The organism is Pseudomonas sp. YuFO8 (assembly GCF_035065025.1).
In the GTDB taxonomy this organism is placed as follows: Bacteria; Pseudomonadota; Gammaproteobacteria; order Pseudomonadales; family Pseudomonadaceae; genus Aquipseudomonas; species Aquipseudomonas putida_AE.
Window position 1 is genome coordinate 353,072 of record NZ_JAXDEQ010000002.1, and the last position, 12,793, is coordinate 365,864.

General features: G+C 62.2%; 12 protein-coding genes. 10 read left to right on the forward strand and 2 right to left on the reverse strand.

Annotated elements, in window-relative coordinates; all coding sequences use genetic code 11:
* Positions 1-45: 45 nt before the first annotated feature.
* Positions 46-1,293: an MFS transporter gene (locus SOP95_RS03400; RefSeq protein ID WP_323606095.1), complete on the forward strand. Its 1,248-nt coding sequence runs from the start codon at positions 46-48 to the stop codon at positions 1,291-1,293.
* On the opposite strand, the gene SOP95_RS03405 is transcribed toward SOP95_RS03400, so the two are convergent.
* Complete coding sequence (locus SOP95_RS03405; protein WP_274076250.1) at positions 1,275-3,197, reverse strand: sigma-54-dependent Fis family transcriptional regulator; 1,923 nt, start codon at positions 3,195-3,197, stop codon at positions 1,275-1,277. The genes SOP95_RS03400 and SOP95_RS03405 overlap by 19 nt on opposite strands.
* Positions 3,198-3,455: 258 nt before the next feature.
* Here SOP95_RS03405 and SOP95_RS03410 point away from each other — a divergent pair, with 258 nt between their 5' ends.
* The 6 genes from SOP95_RS03410 to pqqE all read left to right on the forward strand — a co-directional run bounded on the left by SOP95_RS03410 (position 3,456) and on the right by pqqE (position 9,064).
* Entirely contained in the window at positions 3,456-4,388 is a 933-nt protein-coding gene (locus SOP95_RS03410; RefSeq protein ID WP_323606096.1) for a transporter, read from the forward strand.
* A gap of 55 nt (positions 4,389-4,443) precedes the next feature.
* Positions 4,444-6,540, forward strand: coding sequence for a PQQ-dependent dehydrogenase, methanol/ethanol family (locus SOP95_RS03415; protein ID WP_323606098.1), 2,097 nt, complete (start codon positions 4,444-4,446; stop codon positions 6,538-6,540).
* A gap of 80 nt (positions 6,541-6,620) precedes the next feature.
* Positions 6,621-6,692 carry a pyrroloquinoline quinone precursor peptide PqqA gene (gene pqqA, locus SOP95_RS03420; RefSeq protein ID WP_003243383.1) on the forward strand — a complete coding sequence of 24 codons (72 nt, stop codon included), beginning with the start codon at positions 6,621-6,623 and terminating at the stop codon, positions 6,690-6,692.
* A 200-nt stretch (positions 6,693-6,892) separates the two neighbouring features.
* The gene (gene pqqC / locus SOP95_RS03425) at positions 6,893-7,645 is read left to right on the forward strand and encodes a pyrroloquinoline-quinone synthase PqqC (RefSeq protein ID WP_274077742.1); all 753 of its coding nucleotides are present in this window, start codon (positions 6,893-6,895) and stop codon (positions 7,643-7,645) included.
* Positions 7,642-7,917: a pyrroloquinoline quinone biosynthesis peptide chaperone PqqD gene (gene pqqD, locus SOP95_RS03430; RefSeq protein ID WP_274077743.1), complete on the forward strand. Its 276-nt coding sequence runs from the start codon at positions 7,642-7,644 to the stop codon at positions 7,915-7,917. Before pqqC ends, pqqD begins: the two co-directional genes overlap by 4 nt.
* A 13-nt stretch (positions 7,918-7,930) precedes the next feature.
* Positions 7,931-9,064, forward strand: coding sequence for a pyrroloquinoline quinone biosynthesis protein PqqE (gene pqqE, locus SOP95_RS03435; protein ID WP_442967719.1), 1,134 nt, complete (start codon positions 7,931-7,933; stop codon positions 9,062-9,064).
* Between the two features lie 36 nt (positions 9,065-9,100).
* On the opposite strand, the gene SOP95_RS03440 is transcribed toward pqqE, so the two are convergent.
* Positions 9,101-10,057 carry a LysR family transcriptional regulator gene (locus SOP95_RS03440; protein ID WP_274078138.1) on the reverse strand — a complete coding sequence of 319 codons (957 nt, stop codon included), beginning with the start codon at positions 10,055-10,057 and terminating at the stop codon, positions 9,101-9,103.
* A gap of 391 nt (positions 10,058-10,448) precedes the next feature.
* Between SOP95_RS03440 and SOP95_RS03445 the strand changes: the two genes are divergently transcribed.
* From SOP95_RS03445 to SOP95_RS03455, 3 genes are all read left to right on the forward strand, one after another.
* On the forward strand, positions 10,449-10,778 hold the full coding sequence (locus SOP95_RS03445) for a DUF485 domain-containing protein (RefSeq protein ID WP_274078139.1): 330 nt from the start codon (positions 10,449-10,451) through the stop codon (positions 10,776-10,778).
* Complete coding sequence (locus tag SOP95_RS03450) at positions 10,775-12,424, forward strand: cation acetate symporter (RefSeq protein WP_323606104.1); 1,650 nt, start codon at positions 10,775-10,777, stop codon at positions 12,422-12,424. The genes SOP95_RS03445 and SOP95_RS03450 overlap by 4 nt, the downstream gene beginning before the upstream one ends.
* A gap of 228 nt (positions 12,425-12,652) precedes the next feature.
* Positions 12,653-12,793: OprD family outer membrane porin (locus SOP95_RS03455; protein ID WP_323606116.1), on the forward strand; the 141-nt coding region annotated here is incomplete at its 3' end.

Genomic DNA, 12,793 nt, shown 5'->3' on the forward strand with positions numbered 1-12,793 from the left:
GAATCCAGTTTTCAATTGAAACCAGTTTAGCCCATGGAGGCGCACATGACAGCAGATGTCGATTCAGCCAGCCAATGTCTGGTCAGGGAGCCTTCGCCAATATCGCCTGCGGTAACCGACCGCTTTCAAGGGCTCTCGCCATCGCTCACGTTGCTGTTTTCCATCACCTGCGCGCTGGCAGTGGCCAATGTTTACTTCGCCCAACCATTACTCGACTCCATGGCGCAGAGCCTGGGTGTGGCCTCATCAATGATCGGGGTTGTGGTGACTGCGACTCAGGTCGGTTATGCATTGGGGTTGCTGTTCATCGTCCCGCTGGGGGACCTGGTCAACCGCAAGCGACTGATGCTGACGCAAGTTCTGCTGTCTGCGGTGGCGCTGACGGCGGTCGGTGCAGCACAGCAATGGCTGGCCCTGTTGGCTGCCATGATCGTGATGGGTTTGCTGGCAGTGGTCGTTCAGGTGCTGGTGGCCTACGCCGCTGTGCTGGCAACGCCCTCGCAACGCGGGCAAGCAGTCGGGACGGTCACCAGCGGGATTGTCCTGGGCATCCTTCTGGCGCGATTTACTTCCGGCTTGATCGCAGACATCGCAGGCTGGCGCGCTGTCTACTTTGTGTCCTCAGGTTTGATGCTGACCCTCGCGGCAGTGCTGTGGAAAGTAGTGCCTGTCACACCCTCCCCCAGGCAAAAGGATACCTACCTCGCGCTCATCGGCTCGCTGTTCAAACTGTTCATCAGCGAACCCACGTTGCGCGCCAGGGGCCTGCTGGCGCTGCTGATCTTCGCCGCTTTTTCCGTGCTGTGGACAGCCATGGTCCTGCCGTTGAGCGCCCCGCCGCTGTCGCTTTCACACACCGCCATCGGCCTGTTCGGCCTGGCCGGTGTCGCCGGTGCGCTGGCTGCCAGACGCGCCGGTCGCTGGGCCGACCAAGGCCTGGGGCAACGCGTGACCGGCATTGCGCTGGGGCTCCTGACGCTGTCCTGGTTGCCCATCAGCGTTGCCGAGACGTCGCTGGTCGCGCTGGTCTGCGGCGTCGTCCTGCTCGACTTCGCGGTGCAGGCCGTGCACGTCACCAACCAGAGCATCATTTTCGCCGCACGACCCGACGCCCAAAGCCGCATGGTCGGCGCCTACATGTGCTTCTACTCGGTCGGCAGCGCGCTGGGAGCCGCCGCCGCAACCCAGGTTTATGCGCTATGGGGTTGGGAGGCCGTCAGCCTGCTGGGGGCCTTGATCAGTGTCAGTGCCTGGATTCTGTGGTTTCTCACGTCTCAATCCGACGGCAGTTGATAACCCTCCTCGATTGCCTTGAGCTTGCGGTACAGGGTCGCTCGCCCGATCCCCAGGCTGCGCGCGGCGGCCGAGAGGTTGCCGCCGCTCGCTTCCACCGCCGCCTTGATCGCGCGCAGCTTCGAGACCTGCAAGGTATCCCCCGCCTTCGGCTGCGGCTGCGGCGTACCTGGCGCTGATTCGACCGGGGTATCACAATCCTCCAATACGTCGTCCGGCAGGTGCTGCAGGCCGATTTCCTCTTCATTCTCGGCCAGGGCAGCGGCCAGGCGCAGGGTCTGGTAAAGCTGACGAACATTGCCCGGCCAGCGGTACGCCAACAGCGCCTGCAGCGCCACCTTGCTCAGCCTGGGCGATGGGTGCGCGTTGGTTTCGGCGCGCAGCAGGTGCTGGATCAGTGCGTCGAGATCGTGGCGTTCACGCAACGCCGGCAGGACCACGCGCAGGCCGTTGATGCGGTAATAGAGATCCTCGCGAAACCCCTGGTTGGCGCTGAGCTGCTTGAGGTCGCGGTGAGTGGCGCAGATCAACGCGCAATCCACCTTGATCAACTGACTGCTGCCAAGCCGGGTCAGGCTGCGCTCCTGCAGCACGCGCAGCAGGCGACCCTGCAGCTCCGGGGGCATGTCGCCGATCTCGTCGAGGAACAGGGTGCCCTTGTGCGCCTGTTCGATCTTGCCGCTGGCGCCGCCCTTGCGGCTGCCGGTAAAGGCACCTTCGGCGTGGCCGAACAATTCCGACTCGATCAGGCTGGCGGGGATGGACGAACAGTTGATCGCAACGAAGGCTTCGCCGGCGCGCCTGCTGCCTTCGTGCAACAGACGGGCGAAGACCTCCTTGCCCGTGCCGGTCTCACCGTTGATCAACACCGGGATGTCGCGGGCGAAGGCCTTGCGTGCGCGGGACAGAGCGTCCTGCAGGGCCGGATCCTGCAGGCACGGGCCCGATTGCGGCGCTGGCAGCGGCTCGGCGGTACTCGCAGGCAAGGGTAGCCGACGTTGTCCCCGTTCCGGTTTGCGCTCGGGGCCGAGGGTGATGCAAGCATGCAGGTCGCCGCAGTGGTGACCGCGCAGGCGCAACGGTGCGCTGAGGTCGTGGCGGCAATAACAGGTGGCATGGACGAAGGGCATGTCGAACAGCTCGGTAAAGTCCAGGCCGGCGTGGTTCTCGCCGAGCTTCAACAACTGACCGGCGATGCGGTTGGCGCAGCGAAGCTTACCGGCCGGGTCGAAGGCCAGCAGACCTTCCAGTGGCGTGCCGAGGATGTCCAGGCGATGGTGCAGATGCACCAGCAGCACGTCGCCAAGTTGGGCGAACATGCGGTTTTCGATGGCGCGAGCGGCGAACACCAGGCTATCGAGGGTATAGACCGAGGGCACGCCATGTTTGCTGCTGGCGTCCAGTACCCCGACGATGCCGCCGTCCAGGCCAAAGATCGGCGTGGCCAGGCAGGAGAATTGGCGAGCCTCCTCCAGGTAATGCTCCTCGCCGACAAAAAACACCGAATCGCGCTCGGTCAGGACGCAACTCGGCGCGGTGGTGCCCACGTTTTGTTCAGAGATCTGCGCACCGACACGGAACACCTGATTCAACTCGCGGTTGTCCGGGCTGAGTCGACCCAGGCTGCTGAGCACCACGCCTTCCAGATCGAGGCAGGCCAGCACCCAGTCTTTCGGCGACAGGGCGGCGTGCAGCTGCTCCATCTCCGGGGCGGCGCAGGTCAGCAAGAGGCGATTGCTTTCGGCGATCTGCGCGCGACTGGCAACCACTGGCGCGTCAAACAGCAGATTGTCGCGCGGGCACAGGCCGTAGTTCTGCGAGCGCTGCCAGGATCTCTCGATCACTTGTGAATCGACGAAACGCTTGCGCGAGGAAGGTGTCGCGGGGCTATTGAATTTGGGCATGGCATGCGTCTCGCGGCCGAATGTCTCGAAGTGGGCCAGCTCGACCCCAAGCCACTGTCTCAATTTGAGCCAGCGATACAGCGGGACAATTCCCGCGCGGCCTTCGACACTTCTTATTATTACTCAAGCCATTGATTTAAAAGCTTTTTTTATAAACCATAAAAAGCTGGCACAAGCTCTGCTCAATGACTTCACGTTAGTCCGGATAACCGCTCCGGCACTAAGTCGATCATAAACAAAAACAATAAAGGTAATGTCATGAAAATGAGCACAGGGCCGGCTCGTCGCAGCCCGGGCTGGCCGCCACACCAGTGTCGCCTGGTCCATTTGTTTCACGCTTCGCTCTTCGGCCTGCTGGCCAGTTTCTCTTGCAGCGCCATGGCGGTGGACGTCGATGCCGGCGATTACACCGCCCTTCCCGAAGGCACCAACCTGGGCCTGGTCTATTACCAACATGCCGAGCGCAATGCCCTCTACTCCGACGGCCACAAGGTGCCGATCGATGCCGGTCTGGATTCCGACATCGGTATCCTGCGCGGCGTGCACTTCACCAGGATCGGCGATTACATCGTCGACCCGCAGTTCCTCCTGCCGTTCGGCAACGTGCGGGCCAAGGATGATCTGCAAGACCTGGGCAACGACAGCGGCACTGGCGACCTGATCCTCGCCGCCACCGTCTGGCTGCTGAATGAACCGAAAAATCGCCGCTACTTCGGTATCACCCCGTTCCTCTACGTGCCCACCGGCAGCTACGACAAGGACCGCGCGATCAACCTCGGCGAGAACCGCTGGAAGCTCGCCCTGCAAGCGGGCTATATCACCGGCCTGACCGAAAAGCTGACCCTCGATCTGGTCGGCGACGTGACTTTCTTTGGCCACAACAACGACTTCGGTAGCGCTGGCGACACCCAGAAGCAGGACCCGCTCTACCAGGGCCAGGCTTTTCTACGCTACAACTTCACCGAGCGTTTCGATGTGCGTGCGGGCATTTCGAAGCTCTGGGGCGGTGAAAGCAACATCAGTGACATAGATATGGACGACAAGCCGGGTACCAGCAAATTCACGGTCGGCACGTCGTACTTCGTCACCCCGGGCACCCAGTTGATGGTCAATTACGGGCAGGACATCGCGGTGGACAACGGCTTCGAAGAGGACAGCCGCATCAACTTGCGCATCCTGCAGCTGTTCTAGCCATCGCCGCTCGCCAGGGTCTCATTCCAATTCAAATAACAGGAGTCCTGCGTCTATGAACACGCAGTCTGCATCCCGAATTCTCGCTGGCCTGGCCTTCGCCTTGCTGGCGCCGCTGGCCGTCGCCGCACACGTCGACCAGGCCGCCATCATTGCCAGTAAGCAGGACGGTAGCGAATGGCTCAGCCACGGCCGCACCTATGACGAACAGCGCTTCAGCCCACTGGACCAGATCACCGCGAAGAACGCCGACAAGCTGGGCCTGGCCTGGTCCGTTGACCTTGATAACCATCGCGGCCTGGAAGCCACGCCGCTATTCGCCGACGGCGTGCTTTACGCATCGCTGTCCTGGAGCCGCGCGATCGCGGTGGATGCACGCACCGGCAAGACGCTCTGGACCTTCGATCCGCAGATCGCCCGCGACAAGGCCCGCGACGCGTGCTGTGACGCGGTCAACCGCGGAGTCGCGCTGTGGAACGGCAAGGTTTTCATCGGCACCCTGGACGGCCGGCTGATTGCCCTCGACGCAAAAACCGGCCAACAGGTGTGGAGCCAGCAGACCACCGACAACAGCAAGCCCTACACCATCACCGGCGCGCCGCGTGTGGTGAAGGGCAAGGTCATCATCGGCAACGGTGGCGCCGAGTATGGTGTGCGGGGCTATTTCTCCGCCTATGACGCCGAGAGCGGCGAGATAGCCTGGCGCTTCTACACCGTGCCCGGCGACCCGAACAAACCCTATGAACATCCCGAGCTGGCCGAGGCGGCCAAGACCTGGAAAGGTAACGAGTACTGGAAGCTCGGCGGCGGCGGCACCGTATGGGACGGCATGGCCTATGACCCTGAACTGGACCTGCTGTACGTCGGCACCGGCAACGGTTCGCCGTGGAACCGTGAACTGCGCAGCCCCGGTGGCGGCGACAACCTCTACCTGTCCTCGATCCTTGCGCTCAACCCGGACACCGGCCGGCTGGCCTGGCACTATCAGGTGACACCGGGCGACTCCTGGGACTTCACCGCCACCCAGCAGATTACCCTGGCGACCCTGGAGATCGCCGGCAAAATGCGCAAGGTGCTGATGCAAGCGCCAAAGAACGGCTTCTTCTATGTCATTGACCGCCAGACCGGCGAGCTGCTCTCTGCCGAGAAGTTCGGCAAGGTCACCTGGGCCGAGAAGATCGACCTGGCTACCGGCAAGCCGGTGGAGGCGCCCGGTGTGCGCTACCAGAAAGAGCCCATCGTCATGTGGCCGAGCCCCTTCGGCGCTCACGGCTGGCATTCGATGTCGTTCAACCCGCAAACCGGCCTGGTGTATATCCCCTACCAGGAGATCCCGGGTGTGTATCGCAACGAAGGCAAGGACTTCGTCAAGCGCAAGGGCTTCAACACCGGCGCGGGCTTCTCCGACGCCACCGAGATTCCCCGCGAGGCCGTTTCCGGTGCCCTGCTGGCCTGGGACCCGGTCAAGCAGAAGGAAGCCTGGCGCGTGCCCTACGCTCACTACTGGAACGGCGGCACCTTGAGCACCGCCGGCAACCTGGTGTTCCAGGGTACGGCCGACGGCAACTTCATCGCTTACTCTGCAGACAAGGGCAAAAAGCTCTGGTCGTTCGGCGCACAGACCGGCATCGTCGCCGCCCCCATGACCTACAGCCTGGAGGGTGAGCAGTACATCGCCGTGATGGCCGGCTGGGGTGGTGTCGCCCCGCTGATCGGAGGCGATGCCGCCTTGGCGCCGGGGGCGGGTAACGTCAGCCGCCTGCTGGTGTTCAAACTCGACGGCAAGGCCTCTCTGCCGCCGCTACCAGAAAAAACAGTGGTGGCGGTAAACCGCACGCCAAAACCGGTCGACGCTCCCGCTGCGGATATCGCGGCCGGCCAGCAGCTGTACGGCGCCTACTGCTCCGTCTGCCACGGTGTGGGTGCGATCAGTGGTGGCTTGATCCCCGATCTGCGCAAGTCCGACGAGTCCCATCGAAACCTGTTCCAGCAGATCGTCCTGGATGGCGTACTGCGGCCTCTGGGCATGCCCTCCTTCAAGGACAGCCTCGAGCCCGCCGATGTCGAGAAGATCAAGCACTACGTAATGAGCCAGGAGTACGCCCAATACCTCAAGGCACAGCAACCGGTTGCGACCAAGGCCACGCCGTGATTGCACAGAGGTAGCGCAAAGGGGCAAGGATGCCCGATCAGCTTTTGAAACCATCCATTCAAAAAAAGAGGAACTCGATCATGTGGACCAAACCTGCCTACACCGACCTGCGCATTGGCTTCGAAGTCACCATGTACTTTGCCAACCGCTAACCCTTTAGCGTGGTGCTGCGTCTGCGTCCGTGAAGTTGAAGTGGCGTATGACGGCATGAATATTGTGTTGTAACTGACGGCCCCTTCGCTGGCAAGCCAGCTCCTACAGTTGACCGCATTCCCCTGTAGGAGCTGGCTTGCCAGCGAAAGGGCCAGACCAGCCGCCAAAGAATCCACCGGCTGTACTCCGGAGAACCCAGATGACCGACACCCCGATGTCCCCCGCCGAATTCGAAGCCGCCCTGCGCGCCAAGGGCGCCTATTACCACATCTATCACCCGTATCACGTGGCGATGTATGAAGGCCGGGCGACCCGCGAGCAGATCCAGGGCTGGGTCGCCAACCGTTTTTACTATCAGGTGAACATCCCGCTGAAGGACGCGGCAATCCTGGCCAACTGCCCGGACCGCGAGATCCGCCGCGAGTGGATTCAACGCCTGCTGGACCACGACGGCGCCCCCGGCGAAGACGGCGGCATCGAAGCCTGGCTGCGCCTGGGCCAGGCCGTCGGCCTCGACCCGGACCAATTGCGCTCCCAGGAACTGGTGCTGCCCGGCGTGCGCTTTGCCGTCGACGCCTACGTCAACTTCGCCCGTCGGGCCAGTTGGCAGGAGGCCGCGAGCAGCTCGCTGACGGAACTGTTCGCGCCGCAGATCCACCAATCGCGCCTGGACAGCTGGCCGCAGCATTACCCATGGATCGACCCCGCCGGCTACGAATATTTCCGCACGCGCCTGGGTCAGGCGCGGCGCGATGTCGAGCACGGCCTGGCCATCACCCTCGAGCACTACAAGACCCGGGAAGGCCAGGAACGCATGCTGGAAATTCTCCAGTTCAAACTGGACATTCTTTGGAGCATGCTCGATGCCATGAGCATGGCCTACGAACTCAATCGCCCGCCGTATCACAGCGTGACCGGGGAACGGGTCTGGCATAAAGGAATCACCCTATGAGCTTCGATCGCAGCAAGACCCCGACCTGGCGCCCTGGCTACCGATTCCAGTACGAACCGGCACAGAAAGGCCATGTGCTGCTGTATCCCGAAGGCATGATCAAGCTCAATGAAAGCGCCGCGCTGATCGGCGGCTTGATCGACGGCGAGCGTGACGTCGCCGCGATTATCAATGAGCTCGACACGCAATTCCCGGGCGTGCCCGAACTCGCGGACGACATCGAGCAATTCATGGAGGTTGCCCGTGCGCAGCACTGGATCGAACTTGCCTGATTCATCCAGGCAAGTGCCGCCCACACCTGAGATCGGCCTGCCCCTGTGGCTGCTGGCCGAGCTGACCTATCGCTGCCCGCTGCAATGCCCGTACTGCTCCAATCCGCTGGATTTTGCCGAACAAGGCAAAGAACTGAGCACCGAGCAGTGGATCAAAGTCTTTCGTGAAGCGCGGGAGATGGGCGCGGCGCAGCTGGGTTTTTCCGGCGGCGAACCCCTGGTGCGCCAGGACCTTGCCGAGCTGATCGCCGAGGCACGCAAGCTGGGTTTCTACACCAACCTGATCACCTCCGGTATCGGCCTGACCGAGCAGAAAATCAGCGATTTCAAGAAGGCCGGGCTCGATCATATCCAGATCAGTTTCCAGGCCAGCGACGAGCAGGTGAACAACCTGCTGGCGGGTTCGAAAAAGGCTTTCGCGCAAAAGCTGGAAATGGCCCGCGCCGTCAAAGCCCATGGCTACCCGATGGTGCTGAACTTCGTGACCCATCGGCACAATATCGACAAGATCGACCGCATCATCGAGTTGTGCATCGCCCTGGAGGCAGACTTCGTCGAACTCGCCACCTGCCAGTTCTACGGCTGGGCTCAGCTCAATCGCGTTGGGCTATTGCCGACCAAAGAGCAACTGGTGCGCGCCGAACGCATCACCAATGAATACCGCGCCAAACTGGAAGCCGAAGGTCATCCGTGCAAGTTGATTTTCGTCACGCCGGACTACTACGAAGAACGCCCGAAAGCCTGCATGAACGGCTGGGGCAGTATTTTTCTGACAGTGACGCCGGACGGAACCGCCCTGCCCTGTCACGGCGCCCGACAGCTGCCGGTGCAGTTTCCCAACGTGCGCGACCACAGCATGCAGCACATCTGGTACGACTCGTTCGGCTTCAACCGCTTTCGCGGTTACGACTGGATGCCCGAGCCGTGCCGCTCATGCGACGAGAAGGAAAAGGACTTCGGCGGCTGTCGCTGCCAGGCGTTCATGCTCACGGGTGACGCGAGCAACGCCGACCCGGTGTGCAGCAAGTCGCCTCAACACGGCGTGATCCTCAAGGCCCGCGAAGAGGCGGAGCACGCGACCCAGACCATTGAACAACTGGCCTTTCGCAATGAACGAAACTCACGCCTGATCGTCAAGGTCGGTTGAATGACATGCTGTCAGCCGAGGATCAGCGTTGCTACCTCAGGGTGACGGCAGGTAGGCCATCGCGCGCGATTCGCCCATCAACAGCGGATGATTGAGCTCCGCACAGGCGCGCAGGTATTCGGCGACCAAGGTGATCCGCTTGAGCTTGCGCAGGTCCTCGCTGTAGTACATCCAGAACTGTCGAGTGACCTCCACCTGGTCCGGCAATACTTCGCACAGGCGCGGGTCGGGACCTGCGAGAAAGCACGGAAGGATGGCCAGCGCGCGCCCCTCCAGCGCTGCATGATACTGGGAGACTACGCTGGTGCTACGCAGGCGGCTTTGCGCGCCGGGCAGCAGATCGTTCAGGTAGAGCAGCTTGAAGCTGAACGCCAGGTCCTCGACATAGGTCACGAAGGGGTGACTCGCCAAGTCCTCGCTATGGGTAATCGGTGGATGATTGGCCAGGTACTCCGGTGTCGCATACAGACGCAAGCGGTAGTCGCATAGGCGCGAGCACACGTAGGGACCGCGCTCGGGACGCTCCAGGGTGATGGCAATGTCCGCCTCGCGTCGTGACAGGTTGACGAAGTGCGGGACCGGCAAAATGTCCACTGAGATATGCGGATAGTGAATGATGAAGTGACTCATCTGCGAGGTGATGAAGCACGAGCCGAAGGCTTCGGTACAGCCGATGCGCAGGTGCCCGGCAAGCCCCCCGGTGGTTCCCGAAACCTCCCCACAAGCTGCCAGCAGCGTACTTTCCAGTGTTTCCGCATGACTGATCAGGCGCTGCCCCTCGACAGTCATGACGAAACCCGACGCTCGGGACTTCTCGAAAAGCAGCGCGCCAAGGCTTTGCTCAAGGGCGCGGATGCGCCGCGACACCGTGGTGTAGTCCACCCCCAGGCGGCGTGCTGCGCCACTGGCGGTGCGAGCACGAGCGACCTCGAGAAAGAAACGCATATCGTCCCAATTCACGTGAGTTTGCGTTGTGCGATTTTGCATATTCATCAGGCTTTTCTGCCAATTCTTATTGGAAATTAGCCAACATATACTCGCATTCAGCCTGGTTTGACCAGCATCGTTTCTCCACCGGAAAGGCCCCGATTTCAATCAGGGCTAACGGCCTGAATGCAGGGTAAAAAACCTGTTTTCAAGGCGAAAAATGGCTGTTGCGCGGCAGCGCAATCACTGTCGCATTCGCCCCCGCCGAGGACACATCCGGCGGGCACCCTGTCGGCACCAAACCGGTGCCATGCGTTCCCCTCGCCTCCGGAAGATCGCCAGGGCAGCAACGACTCCAGCAGCATTCAGGTGATGTCCCGCCCAGGGATGTCGCCCGGGTACCCGTACGCCCCTCAAAAGGCCGACATACAACAACAATTAAAAGCGGAGCCTCACTATGACGACTGACCATCCGAACCACGTCCAGACCTGCGCCCGGGTCAGGGCCAATCCTGAATTCCAGCGCCTCAGCCGCCAGCGCTCAGTGCTGGCCTGGTCACTGAGCGGTGCGGTCCTGGCCGTCTATTACAGCTTCATCATGGTAGTGGCCTTCGCACCTGCCTGGCTGCACCTGCCGCTGTACGACGGTAGTCACCTGACCCTCGGCATGCCGGTTGGCGTGGCAATCATCTTGCTGTCCTGGTTGCTCACCGCCTGGTACGTGCACACCGCCAACACCCGTTTCGACGCGCTCAGCGCGCAGATCCTGCAGGAGACCCGCGCATGAAACGCCTACTCCCCCTTCTCGCCCTCAGCCCTGTGCTGGCCAACGCCGACACCATCACCGCGCAGAAGCAGCCGCTCAATGTGCATGCCATCGGCATGTTCTTCGTCTTCGTCCTTGCCACTTTGCTGATCACCTGGTGGGCGTCCCGGCGTACGCGCTCCGCTGCCGATTTCTACAGCGCGGGTGGCGGTATCACGGGTTTCCAGAATGGCCTGGCGATCGCCGGTGACTACATGTCGGCGGCCACTTTGCTGGGCCTCTCGAGCATGGTGTTCGCCCGGGGTTATGACGGCTTCATCTACATCATTGGCTTCTTCGTCGGCTGGCCCATCGTCACCTTCCTGATGGCCGAACGCCTGCGAAACCTGGGCCGCTACACCTTCGCCGACATCGTCTCCTTTCGCCTGGATCAGACGCGCGTACGCAGCTTCGCCGCCCTCGGCTCGCTGACAGTGGTGTGCTGCTACCTCGTGGTTCAGATGGTCGGCGCCGGCCAGTTGATCAAGCTGCTGTTCGGCCTCGACTATCGCACGGCGGTGGTTGTGGTCGGCGTGCTGATGCTGGTCTACGTGATCTTCGGCGGCATGCTCGCCACCACATGGGTGCAAATCACCAAGGCGGTCCTGCTGCTGGCGGGCGGAACGACCCTGATGCTGATGGCCCTGAGCCGCTTCGGCTTCAGCTTCGAGACGCTGTCGGCCCAAGCCGTAGCGGTGCACGCCAGCGGCGTGCAAATCATGGGGCCGGGCACCTTGCTGGCCGACCCGATCAACGCGGTGTCACTGTCCCTTGGACTGGTCTTCGGCATTGCCGGCCTGCCGCACATCCTGATGCGTTTCTTCACCGTGCCCAATGCCAAGGAGGCGCGAAAATCGGTGCTGTTCGCCACGGTGTTCATCGGCTTTTTCTTCCTCGTGGTGTGCATCCTGGGCTACACCGCCATCGTCATCGTCGGCACAGACCCGCAGTACTACGTCGATGGCAAGCTGGGCGGCGCCATGATCGGCGGCGGCAACATGGTGGCCATGCACCTGGCCAAAGCGGTGGGCGGCAATCTGTTTCTCGGATTCCTCTCCGCCGTCGCCTTCGCCACCATCCTTGCAGTCGTGGCCGGCCTGGCCCTGGCTGGCGCCTCGGCGATTTCCCACGACCTGTATGCCTCGGTACTGAAAAAGGGCAAGGCCGACGAGAAGCAGGAGATGCGCGTGTCGCGTATCGCCACTGTCGGCCTGGGCATTGTCGCGATCTCCCTCGGCATTCTGTTCGAGGGCCAGAACATCGCCTTCCTGGTCGGCCTGACGTTCGGCATCGCCGCCTCTGCAAATTTCCCGGTACTGATCATGGCCATGTACTGGGGTGGCCTGACCACCCGTGGCGCCCTCTACGGCGGCCTGACCGGCCTGGTCAGCGCCCTGGCGCTGGTCATCGGGTCGCCGTCGGTGTGGGTCGGTGTATTGGGTCATGCCCAGGCGATCTTCCCCTACGACCAGCCGGCGCTGTTCTCCATGCCTTTGGCCTTCCTGGTCATCGTGGTGGCGTCCAAACTGGACCGCAGCGAGCGCGCCGACCGTGAGCGCGCGGCCTATGCCGATCAGTTCGTCCGCGCCCAGACCGGCCTGGGGGCTGCCATGGCCAGCAGTCACTAACGCTGCAGCATTGCGGGGCACCGGCCCCGAGCGCGAGTCCGCTCCTTTGCTTCGCGCTTTTTTACTCCCGCCCTGCGCTGCCCGGCGCAGGGCACCTTCAACCAGCCTTCCCGCCACCGGCCCCGGCCAGTGCGGGAACGGCTGGCTCATAACAACACTGCTCATAACAACACTGCCCATAACAACACTGCCCATAACAACACTGCCCATAACAACAAGAGACAAGCAATGAAACCTACCCTCTTCACCCTGTTCCTGGCAGGCAGCAGCCTTGCCACCCACGTCCATGCGGATTTCCTGGCAGACAGCAAGGCCAGCCTGGAACTGCGCAACTTTTACTTCAACCGGGATTATCGCCAGGCCAACGCC